This is a genomic window from Agrobacterium sp. 6Ca8, from assembly GCF_055382765.1.
In genome coordinates, this window is sequence record NZ_AP026433.1 from 1,724,307 (window position 1) to 1,748,331 (window position 24,025).

Genomic DNA, 24,025 nt, shown 5'->3' on the forward strand with positions numbered 1-24,025 from the left:
CCCGAAAAGAGCTTTTCGGAACGGTAGAAGTATTCCCGCATGCCTTAACGAAGGCAACGCACAAATCCGTTCCTTACATAATTGTAATTTGTGATGAATTGTCGTCAAAAGCGCACTGACGGCCATTTCTGTCGCAAACATTCGCCAATCCGGTAATCTGCAGCTGAAATAGCCATGACCGGAGGAATGCATGAGCACCGTAACGAAAGCCGAAAATCCCGAAGCCAACCCGCGCGTCAAGGCTGTATTCGACGATATCCGCACAACGCGGAAATCGGATTTCATCAACAATATGTGGCTCTACCTCGCCTTCGACCCCGATCTTCTGGAAAAGACCTGGGCCGAGGTCAAGGCGGTGATGGCCACACCTTCAGCGCTCGATCCGCTGGTGAAGGAAATGCTTTATATCGCCGTTTCCGTCACCAATGGCTGCTCCTACTGCGCCCACTCCCATACCGCAGCTGCAAAAGCCAAGGGCATGACGGGCGAACAGCATGCCGATCTCATGCGCGTCATCGCCCTTGCCGCCAAGACCAACCAACTGGCCGTGGCGCTGCAATTGCCGGTGAACACGGCTTTTGATGCCGACAGGCGGGCCTGAGACGAAAAAACGTCTTGGAATAGGCGTTTTGACGGATGATACCGGAATAAAAGCAGAACACGGTTCTAGCCTTTATATCCCGAATCACTACATTGGGCCGCATGAGCAACAGTTTTGACGATATGCCGTTCTTCGACGAAGAACCTGAGGCGCCGCGCAAGGCGACGAACAATGCCGATGCAGGCAACGCCGGCGGGCTTGGCATTGCCGCGCGCGCCATGGCGGCACGCGATCAGGCCCGGCCCACGCCCGACTATCTGTCCGGTCTTAACCCGGAACAGCGCGAAGCCGTGGAGACACTGGACGGCGCGGTTCTGGTGCTTGCGGGCGCCGGCACCGGCAAGACCCGCGTTCTCACCACCCGCATCGCCCATATTCTGGCGACCGGACGCGCCTATCCCAGCCAGATTCTGGCCGTGACCTTCACCAACAAGGCCGCGCGCGAGATGAAGGAACGTATTGGCGTTTTGGTCGGCGGCGCGGTTGAGGGCATGCCCTGGCTCGGCACCTTCCACTCCATCGGTGTCAAGCTCTTGCGTCGCCATGCCGAACTCATCGGCCTGAAGTCTGATTTCACCATTCTCGACACCGACGATGTGGTGCGGCTGATCAAACAGCTTATCCAGGCCGAAGGTCTTGATGACAAGCGCTGGCCGGCCAAACAATTCGCCGGCATGATTGACGGCTGGAAGAACAAGGGGCTGACACCGCCGGATATTCCCGAGGGCGATTCCCGCGCCTTTGCCAATGGCAAGGGCCGCGAACTTTACACGGCCTATCAGAACCGGCTGAAAACGCTGAACGCCTGCGATTTCGGCGATCTTCTGCTGCACCCCATCAGCATCTTCCGCCGCAATCCCGATATTCTGAAGGAGTACCACCAGAAATTCCGCTATATTCTGGTGGATGAGTATCAGGACACCAATACGGCGCAATATATGTGGCTCAGGCTTCTTGCCCAGCGCCCCAAAGGCGAGCCGCAAAACGTCTGCTGCGTCGGCGACGACGACCAGTCGATCTATGGCTGGCGCGGCGCCGAAGTGGACAACATCCTGCGCTTCGACAAGGATTTTCCCGGTGCCAAGGTCATCAAGCTGGAGCGCAACTACCGCTCCACCGAGCATATTCTCGGCACCGCCGGCCATCTGATCGCCCATAATGAAGGGCGTCTCGGCAAGACCCTGTTCACCGAGCGCAGCAGCCCCGACGATGAGAAGGTCGTGGTGCATGCGGCCTGGGATTCCGAAGAGGAAGCCCGCGCCGTCGGTGAAGAAATCGAGCAGCTTCAGCGCAAGAACCACAAGCTGAACGACATGGCCATTCTCGTCCGCGCCTCCTTCCAGATGCGCGAGTTCGAAGACCGTTTCGTCACGCTTGGCCTCAATTACCGCGTCATCGGCGGTCCGCGCTTCTACGAGCGTCTCGAAATCCGCGATGCCATGGCCTATTTTCGCCTTGTCTGCCAGCCGGCCGACGATCTGGCCTTCGAGCGCATCGTCAACACCCCCAAGCGCGGCCTGGGCGACACGACCATCCGCAATCTGCATGATTACGCCCGCGCCCGCGACATTCCGATGCTGGCGGCAGCGACCGACATCATCGAGACCGACGAGCTGAAACCGAAAGCGCGCAAGGCGCTGTTCGACGTGGTGCAGGATTTCCGCCGCTGGCAGGGGCTTCTGGAAAACACCGAACACACCACGCTTGCCGAGCAGATCCTTGACGAAAGCGGCTATACTGCCATGTGGCAGGCCGACAAGACGGCGGAAGCACCCGGTCGGCTGGAAAACCTGAAGGAACTCATCCGCTCGATGGAGGCCTTCGAAAGCCTGCGCGGTTTCCTCGAGCATGTCGCGCTCGTCATGGATGCCGAGCAGAACGAAAATCTCGATGCCGTCTCCATCATGACGCTGCATTCCGCCAAGGGGCTGGAATTCGACACCGTCTTCCTTCCCGGTTGGGAAGAAGGTCTGTTCCCGCACCAGCGGGCGCTGGACGAAGGCGGCCGCTCCGGTCTGGAGGAAGAACGTCGTCTCGCCTATGTCGGCATCACCCGCGCCAAGAAGCTATGCCATATCTGGTTCGTATCGAACCGGCGTATCCATGGTCTGTGGCAATCCACCCTGCCCTCGCGTTTTCTCGATGAACTGCCGCCAGCGCACGTGGATGTCGCGGCATCCGACAGCAATTACGGTGGTTACGGCGGACGCGGCGGTTATGGCCAGTCCCGTTTCGACAAGGCGGAGCCCTTCGCCAACAACTACTCCACCCCCGGCTGGAAACGTGCCCAGGCCAACAAGTCCGACGCGACCCGCGATAACTGGGGCACACGCTCCGGCCATGCGGTCGAGCGGATTGGGTATGGCGAAAGCGGGCCCCGCGCCCGCACGATCGACGGCGAACTGGTGGCCAAATCGGTTGCCGACACACCTTCGAAATTCGTGGTCGGAGACCGCGTTTTCCATATCAAATTCGGCAATGGCAACATCTCCGCCATCGAGGGTAACAAATTGACCATAGATTTTGACCGCGCCGGACAAAAACGTGTGCTGGATGGATTTGTGGAAAAGGTTTGATTCGGCAACTATGAGTGTGCGAATGCAGTTTTTTCCATAGCCCCCGTCACGCCGTTGCAATAAAGGAGTTGCAACAGGGTGCAGAAACCGGGCGAGGACTGCTGTGCATATTTTACCGAAAAGCGGGCGCAAGCTTGCCGTTTTCCTGATCAATATGGACAGCGCCACCAAGCGCCTCGAGGACATGAACGCACGCCTCGACGCCATCGGCCTGAAGGCAGAGCGGGTCCCGGGCGTCAATGGCCGTGAACTGAATTATCCTATCCCGGAATTCAGCGAGCTTTCCTACATGCTCATGCATGGCCGCCGCACCTCGCCGCCGGAAATCGGCTGCTATCTCAGCCATGTCGCCTGTGCCAACAGGTTCATGGGCAGCGATGCCGATATCGCGCTCATTCTTGAAGACGATGTCATCTTCGAAAAGGATTTCCTGGAAGCAATCGACGAGGCGATAGTGAACGGGAGCGACTGGGATCTGCTTCGGCTGACCACGGTCAGCAACGGTCGCAAGTTTCCGTTCCGCAAGCTCGTTGGCGGGCGCTCACTCGCAATTGCGTTGACGCGGGAAAAGGGTTCGGGCGCATATCTCGTCAACCGCCGCGCCGGCAAATGGATCTCGAAGCTGATCCCCATGCGGCTTGCCTACGATATTGCCTTCGACCTGGAATATCTCGCCGGCCTGAAGGCAGCCTTCATTTACCCACTCTGCGCCACGCAGGATGCGGACGGGGAAAGCCAGATCCAGAACAATCTGCGGATATACCGTCTGCCCCGCTGGCGCTACTTCACCGTGCTGCCCTACCGCACTTTTCTGGAAACCAGCCGTTTCCTCATGCGCAGCCTCCGGTTTGCCGTTGCCAAGCTGACCGTTGCGCTGGAGCGCGGTAAGGGCAAGACCGTTCCCACCGGCAATTGACTGCGCTGGCCTACACTTCGCCGGGCGTGAACCCAACCAGATAGACCGCCGCGATCACAGCTGCGAGAGTGAAAATCGAAATGACGAAAATCGTCATCCGGTTCAAGGGTTTGCGCGTCGTTTTCTTCATGGTGGAATAATGCGAAGCGCGCGTACTGGTTCCCTACGGATTGCCAGCTTTTGCGTGCGGTAACCTGTGAGACAGGTAATCCCGCATCTGCTCCATTGCCTCCTCGCGCGTCAAACCGCCGGACTGCAATCCTGAGCGCAACCAGAGGCCGTCGATAAGCGAAGTGATCCCGAGCGCGACAGTTGCGCAGTCTTGCCTCGGCACGAGATGCACCAAAGCCGACAAAAGATTGGAGCGCATCCGCGCATGGATCACCTTCTGAATCCTGGCGAGCTGCGGCTCGCGCGGAACCTCGGCGCAAAGCGACAGCCAGGCGTGGCAGATCGAGGGCTGAAAGAAGCTCTCGTCGAAATTCGCCTCGATAATCGCATCGAGTCGTTCACGCGGACTGACCGCCCGATTGAGGCGCGCCACCACGGCCTCCTTCAGCTTCACATTGGCTTCGCGCATCGCGTGCTCGAACAGTTCCTGCTTGTTGGCGAAATAATGCAGCACGATGCCTTTTGAGGCGCCTGCCTGCGCCGCCACCCTTTCAAGCGTGGCACCCGACATTCCCTCACGTTGAAGGACTTCGAATGCAGCCCGCCTCAGCTCCGCCCGGCGAATATCGCTTATCTTGGTCAGTCGCATCTTTGTCTCCTTGCGTGAGCAATATTGACAAATTTTCCGTAAAGATCAATTATTGTCCCACCGGTCAATCTAATGACCCAATAGACAAAAAAGGTGGAACAATGAAAAAATGGGCAGGTGTTTTTTCGGCCGCGATGGTTTTGACAACCGTCGGCACTTCCGCGCTCGCATCGGATGCTGAAACTTGCAAGGTTGTGCGACTAGCTGAACCCGGCTGGAACGATCTTGCTTTCACCACCGGCATCGCCATGTCGCTGTTGAAATCACTGGGATATGAGCCGCAAAGCCAGCTTCTTGGGATCGACGTCATCTACACGAGCCTGAAGAGCAAGGATCTCGACGTCTTTCTGGGCTATTGGAACCCGGCAATGGTGAACTACTACAAGCCTTACAAGGAAGACGGATCGGTCGAAAAAGTCCGAACCAATCTTGTAGGCGCCAAATACACTTTCGCGGTTCCGACCTATGTTTGGGATGCCGGCGTCAGGGATTTCTCCGACCTGCAAAAATTCGCGGACAAGTTCGACAGCAAGCTCTACGGCATCGAACCGGGCTCCAACCAGTTGATGCTGGATGCCGTCAACGATCCGGCACTGGGACTGCACAATTGGGAAGTGGTCGAATCCAGCGAACAGGGCACGCTTTCGCAGGTAACCCGTTTCGCCCGCAACAAGTCCTTCATTGTTTTCCAGGGGTGGGCGCCGCACCCGATGAACAGCAAATTCGACATCAAGTACCTGACGGGCGGTGATAAATTTTACGGGCCCGACTTCGGCGCTGCAACAGTCGATACGCAGGTACGCAAAGGCTACCTGCAGGAATGCCCGAATGTGGCGAAGCTGCTCGACAATCTCGCATTCGACGTGGAGTACGCGAACAAGGGCATGGACTATATCATGAACGGTGGAATGTCCCCGGAAGACGCGGCAAGGCAGGCGATCAAGGATGAGCCGCAACGACTGGACGCCTGGCTGAAGGGCGTACCGACGTTCGACGGGCAGGATGGCCTCACTGCCGTAAAGGCGGGGATCGGCCTGTGACAGCAATATTGCAGGACGATTGGGAGAAGCGGAAGCAATATGTAGAATTGCCCCGCGGTCGCCAGCTGGCTTTCATCGACACCGGCGGTCCGGGCCCAGTCCTGCTGATGCTGCATGGTTTTTCGGACACCAGCCGCAGCTTCTCCATGCTGGAGCCTTTTTTCAGCGAATACAGGCTCATCGTCCCTGACCTGCCCGGACACGGTGTTTCCTCGGCGGGACAGAGCCTGCATGTCGCTGATTTCGCCGAAACGGTCGATCGGTTTCTAACGCTCCTGGGTATTTCACGGCTGTTTCTGCTCGGCCACTCCATGGGTGCGATGACCACTATCGAACTTGCCGCCCGGCGAGGCGACACGATCCGGGCTCTTGCCCTCATCTCGGCAACGCTTGAGCCGGATTTTGGCGCGGAAAGCCAGTTGACCAGAGATATTCTCGCACTTCGGGACCCGATCGGACCCAATAGCGGCTTTCTGCGCGGCTGGTATTCGTGCAGTCAGCCAGTCGACGATGATTTTTTGTCGAAAATGAAACAGGATGCCGCCAACATGCCGGCTGCCATCTGGCATGGCGTCGTTGAGCGCTTTGCGGATACAAACCTGCATCACAGCGCGTCCAGAATAAAAAAACCGGTACTGTGCCTCGCCGGTTTCGAAGACCCCCTTTTCGGCGCGTCGCATCGTCGAAAATTGGCCGCCGCCTTTCCCGAGGCTCAAACCGTTACGCTCGATGGGCATGGCCACAATCCGCATTGGGAAAACCCGAAGGGCGTATCCACGCTGATCGCCGATTTTTTCGCAGATGTTATGTCAGACTGCGCTAAGTAAGAGGGTGGGGTGCGCTGGTTGCACATGTTTCTGGAAACAACTGACAAATCGATTTCGATTCAGGTGCCGATGTTGTAACGCTTCGCTGAATAATCATATTTTGGCTGGCCATGACAGAAACGACCCATCCCCGCCTGAACCCGTTGCACCTTGCCGCCGCCTTCGCAAGCGGTTGTCTTCTGACATTGATGGTTCATTTCAACGGCCAGCTTGCGCACTACGGTAACGCACTTTTCTCCTCCTGGACTGCACACGGCACCGGCACGGTGGCGGCGCTGATCTATCTCGCGATCATGCGCCCGAAGACGGAGGCGGGTGCGCTGGCCAAACCGAAGGCGCCGCTCTGGGCCTATTGCGGTGGAGTGATTGGTGCGGCCATCGTCATCCTCACCTCCACCGCCGTCAATTCGCCGCTTGCCCTCTCCGGCACCATCGCGCTCGGGTTGGGCGGACAGGTGATCTTCAGCCTTCTGGCCGATTTCTTCGGCCTGTTTGGCCTGCCCAAACGGCGGCCGGATTTGCGTGACATGGCGGCGGTGGCACTGATTCTCTGTGGCAGCGCACTTATTATCCTTGTCGGGAGAACGGCATGATCGTCTGGATAGCCATGGCGTTTACCGGCGGCGTCTTCGTGGCACTGAGCCGTCAGGTCAACGGCCGCCTCAGCCTGTCGAACTCACCGCTGATTGCCTCGTTCTGGAACCATATCGTCGGTTTCGGGGTATTGACCGTCATCGGCCTCATCGTCGGCGGCCTCATTCCGCCGGGCGCGGCCGACGCGCCGTGGCTTGCCTTCATCGGTGGCCCCATCGGTGTTGTCTTCATCGCTTCGGGAAGCTGGCTCATCCCCCGCATCGGCGCGGTCAATACCGCACTTCTCGTCATCAGCGGCCAGATGGTCTCAAGCGTCGTGCTCGACTTTTTCAGCGATCAGCCGCCGAAACTCTGGGCGAGCGCACTCGGCATTCTGCTGATTCTCGCCGGCATGGTGCTGACCCAGCGACGCGGCCGCTAGGGCATTTCTCCAGTAAAAATGTGCAGCGGTTTTACGTCCGGGAAAGCGTAAATCAGGTATCGCTATCGCGTGAGAACATGCTCAGCAGGGTCTTGCCGCCACTCTTGCCACCGCTGCTTGCGAGCGTCGGGCGACCACCATTCAGCTTCGGCACCACGACCATGCGTTTGACTTCGCCACGTTTGAAGGCCGCAAGGAACCGGGAGTAATCCCGAAACACAACGCAGCCATTCGATTCACCACGTTTCGCCAGCATGTAGGTGTGGGCGAGAAGACCGTCGCGGCCATGCGGATTGACGCCATTTTCCGGCGTCAGACGGATTGCTTCGACGCCATGGAACCGCGCCTCGCGCATCGTCAGACGATAGCTGGAGGGCGGCGTCGAGCCGCGCATTCTCACATGAACATAGTCGGGGTTGTCGCGCATCTTGCCGATGCCCGAATGTGCCTCAAGCTTTTCGCCGTTCGGCATATGAACCAGGCCGGAGGAAATATCGTAGATCGCCGTGCCGTTGCCGCGATCCGGCCACGGAACCGCATCCATCTTGCTCGGCTCGCGCACCGGATTATCAGGTTTTGCAAAGGCGAGCATGCCGGCCGTGCCCTGCCGCGGCTGCTGGGGTGCACGCGCAGGCACCGGCGCATCGAAAACAGGTGCGGAAGCAACGGCTGCCGGATGTTCATCGGTCTTCGCTAGAACGGCGGGGCGGGGTGATGGCTCCACCGTTTCGGCAGCCGCAACCTCGGGCCGGAAGCTTGGCAAAGGGACGTCGTCCGGAAGCAGGCTGCTCGCCTCTTCCTCGATCTGCGGGCGCCCTAATGCCACTTCAAATGCCGGATGTTGCGATGCGGCGCTCTGATAGGCGACCTCTGTGGTGCGTCCAAGCGCCGAATCGACGATGGCGGAGGGCCGCAGCGCTGCAAGTTCCTTGACTGTCGCCTGCCCCTTCGCGTTCGCAGCCGCGCCAAAACGCTCACGGAACTCCTTCTCGCCGATTTCGGGCATGATGCCGGCAAGGCGAACTGCCTTCTGCGGGCGATGGCTGTGGTCGCTCAGACGGGAAAATTTGCGGACGTGAATATCGCGTGCGGCTGCGCCGGAAATCGCAGCCTCGCCAGACTCCAGCCTCGCCACCAGCGTCTTCTCAAACTGCCCGACACCATGCGACGCGGCCGCCATCGTGTGAAGCGAGGCGAAGGCAGCGAAGGCGAACAGACCGGCAAAGGCACCACCGCCAAGCAGAGCGGACATTCGGCCAAGAGAAAAGGATTTGCCTCTCTTGAGGCAAGACGAACCGGCAAGACCGGCGCCATTATAAGCCGCAGCAGAATACGCCATGATACTCGTTACTCGAACCGTTCACGCACACCCGGGCAAAGCCGGAGGGATTTTGGGGCATCCGAAAAGCGGGTGGACACCCGGCCGATTTCGGAACTGACTGGTTCGAAGCATGACGAATTATGGTAACCAAAGTGTTTACGAGTCCCTGCAAAAATAATTCGTTAAGGTCTGCGCATTATCGGGCGAAGGCAAAACAATGACTTGCGCGGGCTGGCCATGCATCTGCATCGCCTTTTCCCGGAAAATACCCCGCAGGGCGTCATCGGCCTTTAAAGTTTACGTCGCCGCATCGTCAGGTAAATTCCGACTTTGCCGGAAATTTGCTGTAAATGCGGCAGGACTGCGACGGAGCAAATCTATGCCATCAGCCGTCAAGCACATACAAAGCTGGTAAGGGCACTTGATCCGTTGCTGCCGGCTTGGCATCCTGCCGGAAATAAGGGAGGCAAATCATGAAGGCGCTGCTGCTCATCGATATCCAGAACGGCTTTTGTCCGGGCGGCAATCTGGCTGTCGCCGATGGCGACCGGATCGTGCCCGTCGCCAATGCCCTGATCGACAATGGCGGTTACGATCTGATCGTCGCCTCGCAGGATTGGCACCCGGAAAATCACGGTAGCTTTGCCTCGCAGCATGTCGGCAAGAAGCCGTTCGATATGGGTGAACTCTCCGGCAAACCGCAGATGATGTGGCCGGACCATTGCGTGCAGGGCACGCCGGATGCGGAATTCCATCCCGACCTCAAGACGGAGGCTTTCGACTATATCCAGCAGAAAGGCGAAAATCCCGCCGTCGACAGCTATTCCGCCTTTCGCGACAATGATCAGGGGGCAACGACAGGTCTTGCCGATTATCTGACGCGCCAAGGCGTAACCCAGCTCGACATATGCGGGCTCGCCACCGATTATTGCGTCAGTTTCTCGGTGCTCGATGCCCTCGACATGCTGCCTGGCGTCAAGGTCCGTTTCATCGAGGATGCCAGCCGCGGCATCGATCCCCAAGGTATACAGGCGTCGATTGCGGCCATGCGGGAAAAAGGCGCGACCATCCTCAAAAGCCGCGACATTTTGCGCGACTGAGGGCCGGTCATCGCAGCCTCGGCTTCTCCAGCACGTCGATATCGCCTGCCGCATCCTCCAGACGCCGCAGGATCGCGGCATGCGCATCCTTGAGCCCCTGATTGTAGAAGACATATCCGACTTCTTCGGCCAGAAAGTCGACGAAGATTTCCGCCTGCAGCAAGCCGATCTCGGTTTCGGTCTCCCGGGCCAGATACTCCCGAACACGCGCGGCCAGCTCGGCCCTGTCCTGCTTCTCCAGCATTGATCCTCCATTATTCAATCGTTTGGGCGGGGAGCAAAAACCGGGTGAGGCCTTCCGTCCGACGTCGCGTATCGGCGTTACCGTAACGGAAGCTTCAAGGGAATCAATCGATCCATTCATGCAATTTGTTTGCCAGCTGGCCGGGACGGCGATAGAGCGGCGGGCAAGGAGTTCCTGAACAATGTCCAATGCAGATTTCCGCGAAGGCCTCAAAAGCGGCTTTCCGATCGCCCTTTCCGCCGCTCCCTTCGGCGCGCTGTTCGGCGCGGTCGCGGTCGATAACGGGCTGAGCGTCGCCGAAGCGACGATCATGAGCGGCACCGTCTATGCCGGTGCCAGCCAGCTGGTCGGCATCGAATTATTCGGCCAGAAAGTAGCCCCCTGGCTGATCGTTCTATCGGTCTTTGCCGTCAATTTTCGCCATATTCTCTATTCGGCCGCCATTGCCAGAATGATAACCAACTGGACTTTCCTGCAAAAGGCCATCGGGTTCTTCGTGCTGGTGGATCCACAATTCGCCGAGTCGGTCAGGAAATACGAAAACACTGGCGTGGTCGGTTTTGCCTGGTACATGGGCTTCGCCACGCCGATCTATATTCTGTGGCTGGTGATGACCATTGTCGGCGCATCGCTCGGCAATCTCGTCGGCGACCCGAAAGCCATCGGCCTTGATGTGCTGTTGCCGATCTATTTCATGGGCATGGTTTTGAGCTTCCGCCAGCGGGAGAATTTTTACCCGGTGATGCTGGCAAGCGCTCTTGGCGCAACCGTTGCCTATCACATCGTCGGCTCGCCCTGGCATGTCAGCCTCGGCGCGCTTGCCGGCATTTTCGTCGCAGTCGTCTATCCGCCGAAACCAACCGGCGAGGCCAATTCTGAAAGCAAGGTGGAAACGCCATGAGCGATCTGCTGCACGCCGACACGCTGATCCTGATCGCGCTCGCCACCGTCGCCACCTATCTTACCCGCATCGGCGGTTATATTCTGATGACGCGGATGAAATCCATCCCGCCGCGCATGGAGGCGGGATTGAACGCCGTTCCCGTGGCGGTTTTGACGACCCTTGTCGCACCCGCCTTTTTTGAAGGCGGATACGAGGTGAAGATCGCCATGGTGGCCGCTCTTCTGGTCTGCCTGCGTTTCCCCGGCCTGACGATGCTGGCCATTGGCTGGGCCATCGTCGTCGCCATCAGGCACTTTTCTCTCCTTTAAGCGTTCCGCGCCAGAGGCTGCGTGGCCGCAACAAGCCACGCTTTCACCTCTTCATCCGCGATCAAAGGCGAGAGCTTTTCCAGAACGCCGGCGTGATAGGCATTCAGCCAGTCCAGTTCGTCGTCGGTCAAAAGTGCCGTGACGACCAGCCTGCGATCGATAGGGCACCAGGTCAGGGTCTCGAAGGACAACATCGGCTGATCGCCGCCCGCGACTTCCGCCGCCTCGCGCACATAGATCAGGTTTTCGATGCGGATGCCAAAAGCGCCGGGGCGGTAATAACCGGGCTCATTCGACAGAATCATGCCCGGCAGAAGTTCCTGCGTCGAAAGCCGAGAAATACGCTGCGGCCCTTCATGCACCGAAAGATAGGAGCCGACGCCGTGGCCGGTGCCATGAGCATAATCCGCACCGGCCTTCCACAGCGCGATACGCGCCAGGGGATCGAGATCGCAACCGCGCGTTCCCTTGGGAAACCGTGCGTCGCCGATGGCGATCACGCCCTTCAGCACCAGCGTGAAGAAACGCCGCTGATCTTCCGGGACATTGCCGATTGCCACGGTGCGGGTGATGTCAGTGGTGCCGTTGACATATTGCGCGCCGGAATCGACGAGGAACATCTCACCATCGCCAAGTGTCCGGTCCGTATCGGTGGTGACGCGATAATGGATGATGGCGGCATGTTCGCCAGCGCCCGAAATCGTATCGAAAGACACGTCCTTCAGAGGATTCTGGAGAGACTGCCCCACTTTGGCGCGCGCAGCCTCCAGCGCATTCACGGCCGCGATTTCGGTAACGCTGCCCGGTTGCTGACGATCCAGCCAGCACAGATATTCAACCATAGCCGCGCCGTCCTGCACATGTGCCGCTGCCGAGCCGGCAAGCTCCGCCGCGTTCTTGCACGCGCGCGGCAAGCGGACGGGATCGGCCTCCTCGATCAAGGTGCCACCCGCCGCTGTAATCGCCCCTGTCAGCGCCACAGGCGTCAGATCGGCGTCCACCATGACGCGGCCCTTGGCGCTGGCAATGGCGTGCAGACGATCGGCGATATTCGATGGAGGCAATTGCGTCGCCAGCTGTGCCAGATAGGCCTCGGCCTCGATACCGGTCTTGCGTTTATCGAGAAAAATATCGGCCTTGCCATCCGCATAGATGATGGCGCGGGCAAGCGGATGCGGCGTGTGCGGCACATCGTTGCCGCGAATATTGAAAATCCAGGCAATGGAAGACGGATCTGTCACCAGCAGGGCATCGGCTCCCTTGGCAGACACCGTCTCTGCCAGCGAGGCGATCTTTTCCTTCGCCAGCTTGCCGGTGAAGGCTTCCGGCTGGATGACGACTGGCTCCAGCGGTTCGGACGGGCGGTCGTGCCACAGGGCATCGAGTGGGTTGTTTTCGAGCAGGACGACGGAACCGCCCTTCCCCGCAAGCGCCTTTTCCAACCGCTTCAATTCAGCGCCGGTATGCAGCCATGGATCGATCCCGAGCCGAAAGCCCGCAGCCCCGTGCTCCGACAACCAGACGGAAGGCGGGGCACCGACCAGATCACCACCGCTGAACACCGATTGATCGACCTGCGACTTCAACTGCGTGGTATAGCGACCATCGACAAACACCACCGCCTCTGCGCGCGTTACCAGCGCAATGCCCGCAGAGCCGGTAAATCCGGTCAGCCATGACAGACGCTCAGATGATTCAGGTACATATTCGCCCTGATATTCATCGGCACGCGGCACCAGGAAACCATCGATACCAAGGGCGTCGAAACTGGCACGCAGCGCCTCGACGCGGGCCTTGCCGAATTGCGGCGCGGATTTGTTTTCGAAGGTCTGGAACATGGGCATCTTTCGGGAACTGTCATGAGGAAAGCTGGTCGATAACGCCGTCAAATCATTGGCGCGCAACGACAATGCCATGCCGGCAAACCCGGTTTCAAGCCATATGTGCCATCAACCATTACGACAGGCACGTGCGCTGCCATTTACCCCAAAGGCCGAGACAAGACGCCGCTTAATTGAGCAATTTTCCCAAAATAAGTAATATTGAAAAGCCGAAGACATGTGAAAAACGCATACCTACCTTGAAGCAAGACCCCTAACCAAACAAAAACACATCGCTTATCTTCAAGCCAACACAGCGAGAGACACACTCTCCTGGCAAACAAGGATTTGAAGCAATGGCAAAATCTTTCCTCCGCACCGCTTTCGATCGCGTCATTGAAGCACGCGAGCGTCAGGTCAGCCGTCATGTCAACGCAGCCCTGCTTAACCTCGACGACAAGTCGCTCGAAGCGCTCGGCATGAACCGCGCCGAACTTCGCCGCACCGCAAAGTCCAGCTACGTATTCTGATCACTTCGGGCGCGGCGATCCTCCCTCCACCGCGCAGGAACAGGAATACGTCGACCCGCTTGAGCGATTCTCCTCCAATATGCTCGCGGGTTTTCAGGCGGCGCGAAAGCGCCGCCTTTTCTTTGTCCGGAAACGGATGCTGCTAAAGCGTCAGTCCTTGCGCAGATGCAGCGTGACCCAGCCATTGCGCCAGATGGTGCGGACGTGGGAGAGCCGCGCGCCATTATAGGCCGCAAGCACCTTCCAGCGCTGCGATGCGAGAATTCCCGACAGGATGACAGTGCCGCCGGGCGCCAGATGCGTGACAAGCTGCGGCGCCATCTTGATGAGCGGCCGCGCCAGAATATTGGCGATGATGAGATCGAACGGGCCGTATTTGCGGAAAGCGTCGGAGTGGAAACCCGGAGCGGTTTCAAGCGCCAGCCCGGAGACGATGCCGTTCAGCCGCACATTCTCCCTGGCCACGCGAACCGCGATGGGATCAATGTCCGTTGCGAGTACCGGAATATGGCGCATCTTGCGCACGGCAATTGCCAATACACCGCTGCCGGTGCCGAGATCGAGCGCATTGCGTACGGTCCGCGCCCGCAGAACATCCTCGATCATCTCAAGGCAGCCCGCCGTCGTGCCATGATGGCCGGTGCCGAAAGCCTGACCAGCCTCGATCTCGATGGCCAGATCGTTGGGCTTGATCTTATCGCGATCATGCGCGCCGTGAACGATGAAGCGCCCTGCCCGTACCGGTTTCAGCCCCTCGAGCGACTTGGCGATCCAGTCGATGTCGGGAACGATCTCCTTTTCGATGGCGAGGCCGGGAAAGGCCGGTGCCAGCAAGGTGTCGATGCGCTCGCGGAATTCGTCTTCCTGCTCGGCCATCAGGTAAACCGAAGCTTCCCAGATGTCGCGTTTCTCATCCACCTCGGTGGTGGCGATCGCAACATCCTCCTCGCCGAAATAGTCCGACATGAGATCGAGGATTTCACCGGCCTTGATTTCGGTCGTGGTGACGTAAAGTCGGATTTCGCTCACGGCAGGCTGCTCTCTCTAGCTAAGGTTCTTAAGGCTTGCATTTGCCACAAAACCTCCGCCAGTCCAATAAGCCAGGCACAATTATGCCGTCTCGTTCAACCCTTCAGCAGATTCTGGAGCTTCTGCTCGGCAACATCGGGGTTCTCGCCATAGGCGATGGTGCCGGAAAAACGACCATTGGCGTCAAGCAGGATGACGGAAGCCGTGTGATCCATGGTGTAGTCACCATTCGGATCCTTGTCATCGACCGGCACCTTCTTGGCATAGATGCGATAGCCTTTCAGCGTTTCGGCAATCTTGTCGGCCGGACCGGTGATGCCGGTGATCCGCTTCGAGACGTTGGAGACATATTGCTGCATGAGCTCAGGCGTATCGCGCTCGGGGTCTACGGATACGAAATAGGCCTGCAGCTTGTCGCCGGCCGGGTCTACCTTCTCCATCCAGCCGTTCAGCTCGAACAACGTCGTTGGGCAGACTTCCGGGCAATGGGTGAAACCGAAAAAGAGCGCCGTGGGCTTGCCCTGAAACGCCTTTTCGGTGATCGGCTGACCGTTCTGCGCCGTGAGTTCGAACGGCACGCCATAGGCCGTTTCCACCATTTCCTCACGGGTCTTCGTCATTTCGAGCGTCAACCAGCTGACGACACCGACAAGAACGACAACCACGGCCCACAATACGATGCGAATATTTCTCATTGTCCTAATCCTACCCCCGAAGGCCGGCCGCATGACGTGGGCCTCCATCGTCTGATAACGAACAGCGGTGGCGACGGCAAATCAACTGGGCGTATTTGCGTAAACCGCGCTGATTTGTCACAAAGCCGGGACGGGACGGCAGATTACAGACACCAGGCGATGCCGCTTTGCACGGCGGAGAGGAAAATATCCGTGCCGTGTCGCACCCAGCCATCGAAGGCAAGAAGCACGACGGTAAGCGAGGCCGCTACCGCAAGGCTTGCAAGAATAAACTTCAGCGGATTGGCAACGAGTGCGTTCATGCGTCTGTTATAACCTGTTTGCACCGGCACGAAAACCGCCAAAATACTGGGTTTTGCGAGCGCGGCACCGCCAATTGTTAGGGAAAGTTTAAAATCTTGCTGTGCAATATGGCCATAGCGGTTTTTAAGTTCCGACATGATGTCTCCCGGTCCATTCCGGCCACCGCATAAAGCTCAATCATGCATGGGCCTGCCTAAGAGCCGCCAGAGGAAACCTGCCGTCATGTCCAACGCCATCAAGCAATCCGGCGCATATCTCGAAATCGTTTCCTTCCATCTCGGCGGTCAGGAATTCTGCATCGACATCATGGCGATCCGCGAAATCCGCGGCTGGGCACCGGTTACCCCGATGCCGCACACGCCGCCTTATGTTCTCGGCCTCATCAACCTGCGCGGCGCCGTCATCCCCGTCATCGACATGGCAGGCCGCCTCGGCATGAAAATGACGGAACCCTCCGAGCGCTCCGCCATCATCGTCACCGATATCGGCGGCAAGCTGGTCGGACTTCTGGTGGAACAGGTCTCCGACATGATGACCATCCGCTCCGAAGACCTGCAGCCCGCGCCCGACATCATTCCCGAAGAACAGCGCAACTTCTGCCGCGGCATCGTGGCGCTGGAAAAGAGCATGGTGTGCTTCCTCAACCTCGACACCGTGATTGCCGACGAGCTGGCGCGCGAAGCGGCTTAATAGAGCCGGTGAGGTTTTGATAATATAACGCGCAGGTTCCACAGCTTGCCCTGAGGGGCACGGCAGGGTCGGAAACCTCTCCTCCGTCATGCTCGGGCCTGTTCCGAGCATCTAAAACCTATCGATTTTACGATACGTGACTGGATCCTCGGGACAGGCCAGAGGATGACGCCGCAGGTGAATTATGGTGTCAGCAGTACCAAGGGCAAAGCCTCAAGGCTTGCCCTTTTCCCACGTCACCTGCTGGTTATAGAGAGGCACCGTCGAAATCGCCATCTTGGCCGAGCCATCCTTCAGCTCGCGCGCATGGACCAGATAGATCAGCGTGTCATTCGCCTTGTCGTAAACGCGACTGACGACCAGCTTCTTCCACACCAGCGACATGCCCTGCCGGAAAACCTCTTCGCCGCCCTTCGACAGATCGATATCACCGATTTCGACCGGTCCCGTCTGGCTGCACGAAATGGCGTTGTTGGAAGGGTCCTCAAACCAATTGCCATTTTTCAGCCGGTCGATGACGCCACGATCGAAATAAGTGACATGGCAGGTCACGCCCTTGATCTTGGGATCGGCAATAGCCTCGATGACGATATCGTTGCCGATCCAATCGACACCGACCTTACCGACGACCTCCGAATGCGCAACCGTCACCGGAAACAACACCAGAAAGCCTGCAAATAAACCCGAGAGCGTTTTCATCGTCATCGCATGTTCTCCGTTATGCTACTTCAAACATAAGTGCCGGGAACGGTTACGCAACCCGCGAGACAACACGTTTTTTCATGCTGCAAGGCTGATAGCCCGTGGAAGTGAGACGGCCGGCAACCATGCCGATCTTTTCCGGCAGGTCGCGGATATGGTCAACGCGCAACGCCCTGGCCGCCGCAATCGATGCCGCAGCGCAGACGACGGCATCTTCGGCGGCGTTATGGTGCACGAAACGCAGCTGTAGGTGATGGGCAATCACATTCAGCTTGTGCGACGCCAGCTGCGGCCAGACATGGCGGGCAATCTTGACGCTGCACAGATAGGAAAGATCAGGATAGGACTGCCGGTATTTATCGAAGGAAGCCCGCATGACGCTGAAATCGAAGGCGGCATTGTGGGCAATCATCGTGGCGCCGTGGAAATCGTCGATGAATTCTTCCATCACATCAGGGAATTCCGGCGCATCCTCTACATCGGCAGGGCGAATACCGTGCACGGCAATATTGAAGGGCGAGAACCGCATGTCCTTCGGCCGGATGAGCCGTTCCTCGACGCGAACGATCTCACCGTCTTCTATCCACGCAAGCCCGATGGAGCAGGCGCTACCCCGTTCCTCATTGGCGGTCTCGAAATCAATGGCGATGGTTTTCAAGAGTGATTCCCGTTGTTTCATTCCGGCATAGACCGGATTGGCGTCAAAGAGAACCGGCTTCGGTAGACCCCGCTTCCGCAAGCATCCAGTCAAGCAGCCTCACAAGATCGGGATTATCAAGCATGCGCCGTGGATAAACCAGGAAATAGGCAAGCGTGCTGGCAATGTCCGTGCCGAAGGGAGCTATCAGCGCTCCCTCGGCAAGTTCGCGGGAAACAAGCGATCGCCGCGTCAGCGCAACACCATGCCCGGCCTTGGCCGCATCCAGCGCGCCGTTGCTGTCGATGAACACGGTGCCCCCGGAAGCATCGACCTCTGTAGCCCCCGCCGTTTCCAGCCAGCGCCGCCACTCGTTGCGGTTTTCATCGTGCAGAAGCGGCACGCATTTCAGATCACCGGCCACCCGAAGCGGGCCATATTTTTCAAAAAGTTGTGGTGAGCAGACCGGCAAGGTGCTGTCGTCTATGAATCGGATGCTTTCCAACCCTTCATAGCGACCAAAACCGTGACGCACGGCCAGATCGACATCGTCCCTTGAGAAATCCACCAGCCGGTTCGTCACGCTGATACGAACATCCACTTGCGGATGTTGTTGCTGAAAGCCGGGCAATCTCGGCATCAGCCATTGCACCGCAAAAGTTGGCGTGCAGCTTAACGTCAAGACCGTAATCTCTGATCGCGCCGTCAGTTCCGCCGTCGCCTCGCGCATCATCCGGAATGCGGTGCGAAGGGAACCGTAATACCGCTCCCCTTCCCTCGTCAGCTGGATGCTGCGCGGCTTGCGGACAAACAGCTGCACGCCAAGGCGGGCTTCCAGCTCCCGGATTTGCAGGCTGACCGCGCCGGGGGTGACGTTCAACTCGTTGGAGGCAAGCGTGACACTGCGATAGCGCGCCGCAGCCTCAAAGGCCTGCAATCCTTTCAAGGAAGGGAGTTCTGCAACCATGGTTTAGCTGAGCTCAATTATCCGACGAGAAACTATCGTTTGAAAACAGCATAATATGAGGAGTAAATAGATGCAACGGGCGCAGACGGAACCAAGATTGCCAGACGACTGATTGAGATAAACTCAACCGATATCGGGTGGCTGAACGTGGCGTTCTCTGTGACTATTTCAATTTTCCAGCGGTGGGAGATACAAAGTGGCAATACAAAAACAGATGGATGCCAGCGAATGGGGGATGCTTGTGGCGCTCTCGCTGCTGTGGGGCGGATCGTTCTTTTTCATCGGCATTGCCGTCAAGGAACTGCCGCCGGTCACCATCGTCACGCTGCGTGTCAGCCTCGCTGCCACGGCACTGCTGATCGTCTGCCGCATCATGGGCCTTCATCTGCCACGGCAATGGGCCGTATGGCGCGCCTTTTTCGGCATGGGCCTGCTCAACAACATCATTCCCTTCTGCCTGATCGTCTGGGGCCAGACCCATATTGCCAGCGGGTTAGCCTCGATCCTCAATGCGACGACGCCGCTCTTTACCGTCATCGTCGCCCATTTCCTCACAGCCGACGAGAAGATGACGGGCAACAAGCTGGCGGGTGTTCTCATCGGTTTTGCCGGCGTGGCGACGATGATCGGCCCGGCAGCCTTTGGCGGTGCGATCTCCGGCCTCTGGGGTCAGATTGCCATTCTCGGCGCAGCTATCTCCTATTCTTTCGCGGGCATATTCGGCCGCCGCTTCAAGGCCATGGGCGTGCCGCCACTGATGACCGCCACCGGCCAGATATCGTCCTCGACACTGATGCTGATCCCCGCCGCGCTCCTCATTGACAAGCCTTGGACGCTTGCCATGCCGAGCCTCGGCACCTGGGGCGCACTCATTGGTATCGCGCTCTTGTCCACGGCCCTGGCCTACCTCATCTTCTTTCGCATCCTTGCAACTGCCGGCGCCACCAATCTCGCGCTCGTCACCTTCCTCATTCCCGTCAGCGCCATCCTTCTCGGTTCGCTCATTCTCGGAGAACAGCTGGAAATCAAGCACTTCGCTGGAATGGCGATGATTGCCGCCGGCCTTGCCGCGATTGACGGCAGGCTGCCGGCAAAACTAAGAGATTTCCTGCGCAAGGCACCCGCTTGACAGTGACAGTTCGTAAAAGCATTCTCGCCATCATGATCGCTATCAAAACGACGACCACCCGCCATATGACGATGACCGGTCAACCGGCAGGGAAAGACATGTCCGCGCACTGAGCGATCAACATCCACCCCTGCCGATAAGAGCAGGGGTGTCACGCCTGCTCCGAACGCGCCACAAGGAGACAGGCCTGAACATGAAACCAGCGGATATTACAAACAAGCCATTTGATCTGAAGGACGTTGTCCTGCGTGCGACCCGGCTTGAAGACGTCGAAGCCTTGACGGAAATGCTCAACCTTCCCGGCGTCCGGCACGGCACCCTTCGGCAGCCTTTCCAGACGATTGAAAAGACGAGAAAATCGATAGAAAACCGAGCCCCTACCGACATCGTCATCGTCGCGGAGTGGCACGGAAAACTCGTTGGTAACGCCGGATTATACCGCAGAGCGGGCAGACAGTACCATGTCGCCGATCTTGCGATGTCCGTTCACGACGATTTCGCCGGAAAGGGCGTCGGTTCAAGGCTTCTGACGGCACTCATCGACGCGGCCGACAACTGGCATGATATCCGCCGCATCGAACTGAATGTCTTCACCGACAATCTCGCCGCCCTCCGGCTCTATGAGAAACTCGGTTTCGAACGCGAGGGCACCTTGCGCAACGATGCCTATCGCGACGGCAAATATGTCGACGCCTACGTCATGGCACGTCTGCGCTGATGTTTCAGGCGGACAAATGATCGGCAATCACTTCCCGAATGGTCCGACGTGACCATTCGGCCAGTTTCTCATCACGTCCACGTTGAGCCTCAAGCGTGATCAACGCCTTCCACAGCGCCCAGCCGCGCCCGCGTTGCCATGTGGCATCGTCGAGATCCATCGCCAGGCGAAAGACGTTCCGGCTTTCGGCGTCGAGCACGTTCCATGCCAGAATGAGATCGGAAGAGGGGTCTCCGACGCCGGAACTGCCGAAGTCTATGACGGCTGAGAGGCGGCCATCTCTCACCAGCAGATTGCCTTCGGCAATATCGCCATGCACCCAAACGCCCTGGCCCTGCCAGCTGCTCGAAAGAGCAAGCTGCCATATTTCCATGGCCAGCCTCTGATCGACCTCATCGGCAAGGCGCAACGTCGCCGCCCTCGCCTCGCGGTCATAGACTGCAAGCGACCCACCGCGGTGGAAATTGTGCTCGCCCGCAATTGGACCATCCGTCGCATCGATGCCCTGCAGGGGTTTCAAAAACGCTGCTACGTCGACGGCTATTGTTGCGAGATTTATATGCCCAAGATGCAGGGCGAGAGGCTCGCCATCAAGCCAGCCATAAACGGACCATGGAAACGGATAATCTTGTCCCGGCTCACCAATCGCCAATGGCTTTGGGATCGGAAGAGACAAAAGAGGCGCAAGCTTCGGCAGCCAGCGATGCTCCTTCTCCACCTGTGCCACATAGCGGCCAGCGCTCGGCAGGCGAACGAGCATATCATCACCAAGGCGGAAGCTGCGATTATCCCAGCCGCTCAGTTCCACCGGCCTGAGATCAAGCCCCGCCCATTGCGGAAACTGGCTCGCGATCAGAGCCCGCACCTGCTGCGCCGAGATAACGATGCGGTCATCCATGTCCCGTTCCCCGTTTCAGGATAAGACCCATAGCGGCGCAAAACAACGAGGCGATGACGGTGCTTCAGCCACCGATCAGCGCCAGCCACTCGTCCTCGTCCATGGTCTGAACGCCCAGCTCCGCCGCCTTGGCAAGCTTGGAACCTGCCCCCGGCCCGGCCACCAGAATATCCGTCTTCTTCGATACGGAACCGGCCACCTTCGCGCCCAGACTTTCCGCACGGGCCTTGGCCTCGTCGCGCGTGAATTTTTCCAGAGACCCGGTAAAGACCACCGTCTTGCCCGCCACCGGGCTGCCTTCGGTCGAGGGCTTCTCGGCCTCCTTCGGCCGCAGCTCCCGTATCAGCCGGTCGATGACATCGAGATTGCGCGGTTCCTTGTAGAATTCGATGATGGCGCGCGCCACGACCTCGCCGATGCCATCGATACTGTTGAGTTCGGCCCAGGCATCGCTCGCCGGGTCGGCTGCCGCCTTCATGGCTTCCTCGAAATGCTCATAGGTGCCATAGGAACGCGCCAGAAGCTTCGCCGTGGTTTCACCGACATGACGAATGCCGAGAGCGAAGATAAGCCGATGCAGATCGATCTCGCGGCGGGCATCGATGGCATCGAACAGTTTCTTGACGCTGACCTTGCCGAAACCATCTATGTTTTCGAGCTTGGTAAGATGCGATGCCTCCTGCCGCGCCTTCAGCGTGAAAATATCAGGCGCGGTCTTGATGGAAAAGGCCGGATCCTCGCTTTCGAAGAAGAAATCGATCTGCTTGGTACCCAATCCCTCGATATCGAAGGCATTGCGCGAAACGAAATGTTTCAGATGCTCGACCGCCTGCGCCCGGCAGACGAAACCGCCGGTGCAGCGCGTGACCGAATCGAGCTTACCGGTTTTTTCGTTGCGCTCCCGCACCGCATGGCTGCCGCACACAGGACATTTCTCCGGAAACGCATATTTCACCGCCTCAGCCGGGCGCTTCTCCAGAAGCACATCCAGCACCTGCGGAATGACATCGCCTGCACGCTGCACGATGACAGTATCGCCAATGCGGATATCATGATCCTCGGGCCGAATGCGCTCGCCGCTATTGCCGATACCCTCGATGTAATCGGCATTGTGTAGCGTCGCATTGGTGACGACGACGCCGCCGACGGTAATCGGGGTGAGACGCGCAACCGGTGTCAGCGCGCCGGTGCGCCCTACCTGGATTTCAATGTTCTCGACCGTGGTGAAGGCCTGCTCGGCCGGGAACTTGTGAGCGGTGGCCCAGCGCGGGCTGCGCGAACGGAAACCAAGCCGTTCCTGAAGGTCCAGCCGGTCGACCTTGTAGACCACGCCGTCGATATCGTAATCGAGATCGGGTCGCGCGACGCCGATTTCATTATAATGTTCAAGCAATTGTTCGGCAGAGGTGAATCGCTTCATCAGCGGATTGACAGGGAAACCCCATTCCCGGAATTTCTCGACGATACCATATTGCGTGTCGGCAATCCGCGTCGGCTGGCCGCCATTGGAAACCTCGCCAAGCGCATAGGCAAAGAACCGCAGCTTGCGTTTCGCCGTCACATTGGCGTCAAGCTGGCGCAGCGAACCGGAGGCCGTGTTGCGCGGGTTCACGTAGGTCTGCTTGCCATCGGCCTCCATCTGGGCATTGAGCGCCATGAAGTCGCTCTTGGCCATATAGACCTCGCCGCGCACCTCCACCACATCGGGTACATCGGCAGGCAGCTGGTTCGGAATTTCCTTGATGGTCTTGATATTGGCGGTGACGTTCTCGCCCGTCGTGCCGTCGCCACGTGTTGCCGCCGTCTTAAGCTTGCCGTTCTCGTAGCGGATGGACATGGAAAGTCCGTCGATCTTCGGCTCGGCGGTAAAGGCAATCGAATCATCCGGCAGGTGCCCGAGGAAGCGATAGACCGAACTGACGAAATCGCGCAGATCACCTTCAGAAAACGTATTGTCGAGTGAAAGCATCGGCCGCGCATGCACGATGGGCGCGAAGGTGGGAAGCGGCGTGAAGCCGACTTTCTTCGACGGGCTGTCGGCCCGCACCAGCGCCGGGAAAGCCGCCTCTATGGCATCGTTGCGCCGCTTCAGCGCATCGTAGTCCGCGTCCGAAATTTCCGGCGCGTCCTTGCCATGATAAAGCGCATCGTGGCGGGCAAGCTCGGCTGCCAGAAATGCCAGCTCGGAAGAGGCCTCAAGCTCGGTCAGGTTTTCGACGGGAATCTGGTCTTTCGACATGGAAGAAGCCTCACGGATGAATCTGCAATGCTTTTAGCGAATTATTGGCAAACGCA

26 protein-coding genes are annotated in these 24,025 nt (G+C 58.5%); 14 read left to right on the forward strand and 12 right to left on the reverse strand.

What is annotated here, in order from left to right; genetic code table 11:
- The first annotated feature begins 190 nt into the window (after positions 1-190).
- The 3 genes from ACZ5A6_RS08695 to ACZ5A6_RS08705 all read left to right on the forward strand — a co-directional run bounded on the left by ACZ5A6_RS08695 (position 191) and on the right by ACZ5A6_RS08705 (position 4,093).
- On the forward strand, positions 191-601 hold the full coding sequence (locus tag ACZ5A6_RS08695) for a carboxymuconolactone decarboxylase family protein (protein WP_464110910.1): 411 nt from the start codon (positions 191-193) through the stop codon (positions 599-601).
- Between the two features lie 101 nt (positions 602-702).
- The gene (locus ACZ5A6_RS08700; RefSeq protein ID WP_025594016.1) at positions 703-3,177 is read left to right on the forward strand and encodes an ATP-dependent helicase; all 2,475 of its coding nucleotides are present in this window, start codon (positions 703-705) and stop codon (positions 3,175-3,177) included.
- A 103-nt stretch (positions 3,178-3,280) separates the two neighbouring features.
- Positions 3,281-4,093 (forward strand): glycosyltransferase family 25 protein, encoded by an 813-nt coding sequence (locus tag ACZ5A6_RS08705; protein ID WP_113157310.1) that lies wholly within the window; start codon positions 3,281-3,283, stop codon positions 4,091-4,093.
- Between the two features lie 163 nt (positions 4,094-4,256).
- On the opposite strand, the gene betI is transcribed toward ACZ5A6_RS08705, so the two are convergent.
- The gene (betI, locus tag ACZ5A6_RS08710; protein WP_113157311.1) at positions 4,257-4,853 is read right to left on the reverse strand and encodes a choline-binding transcriptional repressor BetI; all 597 of its coding nucleotides are present in this window, start codon (positions 4,851-4,853) and stop codon (positions 4,257-4,259) included.
- A 101-nt stretch (positions 4,854-4,954) separates the two neighbouring features.
- Between betI and choX the strand changes: the two genes are divergently transcribed.
- The 4 genes from choX (at position 4,955) to ACZ5A6_RS08730 (ending at position 7,735) form a co-directional block, all read left to right on the forward strand.
- Positions 4,955-5,893 (forward strand): choline ABC transporter substrate-binding protein, encoded by a 939-nt coding sequence (gene choX, locus ACZ5A6_RS08715; RefSeq protein WP_464110911.1) that lies wholly within the window; start codon positions 4,955-4,957, stop codon positions 5,891-5,893.
- Positions 5,890-6,720 (forward strand): alpha/beta fold hydrolase, encoded by an 831-nt coding sequence (locus tag ACZ5A6_RS08720; protein WP_038491582.1) that lies wholly within the window; start codon positions 5,890-5,892, stop codon positions 6,718-6,720. The genes choX and ACZ5A6_RS08720 overlap by 4 nt, the downstream gene beginning before the upstream one ends.
- 110 nt (positions 6,721-6,830) lie before the next feature.
- Positions 6,831-7,313 (forward strand): DMT family transporter, encoded by a 483-nt coding sequence (locus ACZ5A6_RS08725; protein ID WP_003513161.1) that lies wholly within the window; start codon positions 6,831-6,833, stop codon positions 7,311-7,313.
- A complete protein-coding gene (locus tag ACZ5A6_RS08730; protein WP_003513163.1) occupies positions 7,310-7,735 on the forward strand; it encodes a DMT family transporter in 426 nt (141 codons plus the stop codon). The genes ACZ5A6_RS08725 and ACZ5A6_RS08730 overlap by 4 nt, the downstream gene beginning before the upstream one ends.
- A 52-nt stretch (positions 7,736-7,787) precedes the next feature.
- On the opposite strand, the gene ACZ5A6_RS08735 is transcribed toward ACZ5A6_RS08730, so the two are convergent.
- Positions 7,788-9,074 (reverse strand): DUF2778 domain-containing protein, encoded by a 1,287-nt coding sequence (locus ACZ5A6_RS08735; protein ID WP_065662313.1) that lies wholly within the window; start codon positions 9,072-9,074, stop codon positions 7,788-7,790.
- Positions 9,075-9,529: 455 nt separating this feature from the next.
- Between ACZ5A6_RS08735 and pncA the strand changes: the two genes are divergently transcribed.
- Positions 9,530-10,156: a bifunctional nicotinamidase/pyrazinamidase gene (gene pncA / locus ACZ5A6_RS08740; protein WP_013636493.1), complete on the forward strand. Its 627-nt coding sequence runs from the start codon at positions 9,530-9,532 to the stop codon at positions 10,154-10,156.
- Between the two features lie 7 nt (positions 10,157-10,163).
- On the opposite strand, the gene ACZ5A6_RS08745 is transcribed toward pncA, so the two are convergent.
- Positions 10,164-10,400, reverse strand: coding sequence for a DUF2164 domain-containing protein (locus tag ACZ5A6_RS08745; protein WP_174061063.1), 237 nt, complete (start codon positions 10,398-10,400; stop codon positions 10,164-10,166).
- A gap of 181 nt (positions 10,401-10,581) precedes the next feature.
- Between ACZ5A6_RS08745 and ACZ5A6_RS08750 the strand changes: the two genes are divergently transcribed.
- The gene (locus ACZ5A6_RS08750; RefSeq protein WP_065702360.1) at positions 10,582-11,301 is read left to right on the forward strand and encodes an AzlC family ABC transporter permease; all 720 of its coding nucleotides are present in this window, start codon (positions 10,582-10,584) and stop codon (positions 11,299-11,301) included.
- A complete protein-coding gene (locus ACZ5A6_RS08755; RefSeq protein WP_112290522.1) occupies positions 11,298-11,612 on the forward strand; it encodes an AzlD family protein in 315 nt (104 codons plus the stop codon). Before ACZ5A6_RS08750 ends, ACZ5A6_RS08755 begins: the two co-directional genes overlap by 4 nt.
- Here the strand turns inward: ACZ5A6_RS08755 and ACZ5A6_RS08760 are convergent.
- Entirely contained in the window at positions 11,609-13,450 is a 1,842-nt protein-coding gene (locus ACZ5A6_RS08760) for an aminopeptidase P family protein (protein WP_174061062.1), read from the reverse strand. The two genes, ACZ5A6_RS08755 and ACZ5A6_RS08760, sit on opposite strands and share 4 nt — an antisense overlap.
- A gap of 338 nt (positions 13,451-13,788) precedes the next feature.
- Here ACZ5A6_RS08760 and ACZ5A6_RS08765 point away from each other — a divergent pair, with 338 nt between their 5' ends.
- The gene (locus ACZ5A6_RS08765; RefSeq protein WP_003513176.1) at positions 13,789-13,962 is read left to right on the forward strand and encodes a hypothetical protein; all 174 of its coding nucleotides are present in this window, start codon (positions 13,789-13,791) and stop codon (positions 13,960-13,962) included.
- A 150-nt stretch (positions 13,963-14,112) separates the two neighbouring features.
- On the opposite strand, the gene ACZ5A6_RS08770 is transcribed toward ACZ5A6_RS08765, so the two are convergent.
- The 3 genes from ACZ5A6_RS08770 to ACZ5A6_RS08780 form a co-directional block, all read right to left on the reverse strand.
- The gene (locus tag ACZ5A6_RS08770) at positions 14,113-14,991 is read right to left on the reverse strand and encodes a 50S ribosomal protein L11 methyltransferase (protein ID WP_003513177.1); all 879 of its coding nucleotides are present in this window, start codon (positions 14,989-14,991) and stop codon (positions 14,113-14,115) included.
- 95 nt (positions 14,992-15,086) lie between these two features.
- Positions 15,087-15,686 (reverse strand): cytochrome oxidase assembly protein Sco, encoded by a 600-nt coding sequence (gene sco / locus ACZ5A6_RS08775; RefSeq protein ID WP_003513179.1) that lies wholly within the window; start codon positions 15,684-15,686, stop codon positions 15,087-15,089.
- Positions 15,687-15,829: 143 nt separating this feature from the next.
- Positions 15,830-16,126: a hypothetical protein gene (locus tag ACZ5A6_RS08780; RefSeq protein ID WP_236776079.1), complete on the reverse strand. Its 297-nt coding sequence runs from the start codon at positions 16,124-16,126 to the stop codon at positions 15,830-15,832.
- An 85-nt stretch (positions 16,127-16,211) separates the two neighbouring features.
- Between ACZ5A6_RS08780 and ACZ5A6_RS08785 the strand changes: the two genes are divergently transcribed.
- Positions 16,212-16,679 (forward strand): chemotaxis protein CheW, encoded by a 468-nt coding sequence (locus ACZ5A6_RS08785; protein WP_003513183.1) that lies wholly within the window; start codon positions 16,212-16,214, stop codon positions 16,677-16,679.
- A 213-nt stretch (positions 16,680-16,892) separates the two neighbouring features.
- Here ACZ5A6_RS08785 and ACZ5A6_RS08790 read toward each other — a convergent pair whose 3' ends face one another.
- Genes ACZ5A6_RS08790 through gcvA form a run of 3 tightly spaced genes read right to left on the reverse strand, consistent with a single transcriptional unit; the run spans position 16,893 to position 18,985 of the window.
- Positions 16,893-17,384, reverse strand: a complete 492-nt coding sequence (locus ACZ5A6_RS08790; protein WP_003513184.1) for a CreA family protein — start codon at positions 17,382-17,384, stop codon at positions 16,893-16,895.
- Positions 17,385-17,430: 46 nt separating this feature from the next.
- Complete coding sequence (locus ACZ5A6_RS08795; protein ID WP_013636498.1) at positions 17,431-18,039, reverse strand: 3'-5' exonuclease; 609 nt, start codon at positions 18,037-18,039, stop codon at positions 17,431-17,433.
- A 43-nt stretch (positions 18,040-18,082) separates the two neighbouring features.
- Positions 18,083-18,985, reverse strand: a complete 903-nt coding sequence (gcvA, locus tag ACZ5A6_RS08800) for a transcriptional regulator GcvA (protein ID WP_003513188.1) — start codon at positions 18,983-18,985, stop codon at positions 18,083-18,085.
- A 196-nt stretch (positions 18,986-19,181) separates the two neighbouring features.
- On the opposite strand from gcvA, the gene ACZ5A6_RS08805 reads away from it, so the two are divergent.
- Both ACZ5A6_RS08805 and ACZ5A6_RS08810 read left to right on the forward strand, forming a co-directional pair.
- Complete coding sequence (locus ACZ5A6_RS08805) at positions 19,182-20,114, forward strand: DMT family transporter (RefSeq protein WP_025594031.1); 933 nt, start codon at positions 19,182-19,184, stop codon at positions 20,112-20,114.
- 193 nt (positions 20,115-20,307) lie between these two features.
- Complete coding sequence (locus ACZ5A6_RS08810; protein WP_113291175.1) at positions 20,308-20,832, forward strand: GNAT family N-acetyltransferase; 525 nt, start codon at positions 20,308-20,310, stop codon at positions 20,830-20,832.
- A gap of 4 nt (positions 20,833-20,836) precedes the next feature.
- On the opposite strand, the gene ACZ5A6_RS08815 is transcribed toward ACZ5A6_RS08810, so the two are convergent.
- Both ACZ5A6_RS08815 and ligA read right to left on the reverse strand, forming a co-directional pair.
- Positions 20,837-21,730: an aminoglycoside phosphotransferase family protein gene (locus ACZ5A6_RS08815; RefSeq protein WP_113472953.1), complete on the reverse strand. Its 894-nt coding sequence runs from the start codon at positions 21,728-21,730 to the stop codon at positions 20,837-20,839.
- 64 nt (positions 21,731-21,794) lie between these two features.
- Positions 21,795-23,969: an NAD-dependent DNA ligase LigA gene (gene ligA, locus ACZ5A6_RS08820; protein WP_112682112.1), complete on the reverse strand. Its 2,175-nt coding sequence runs from the start codon at positions 23,967-23,969 to the stop codon at positions 21,795-21,797.
- Positions 23,970-24,025 lie beyond the last annotated feature (56 nt).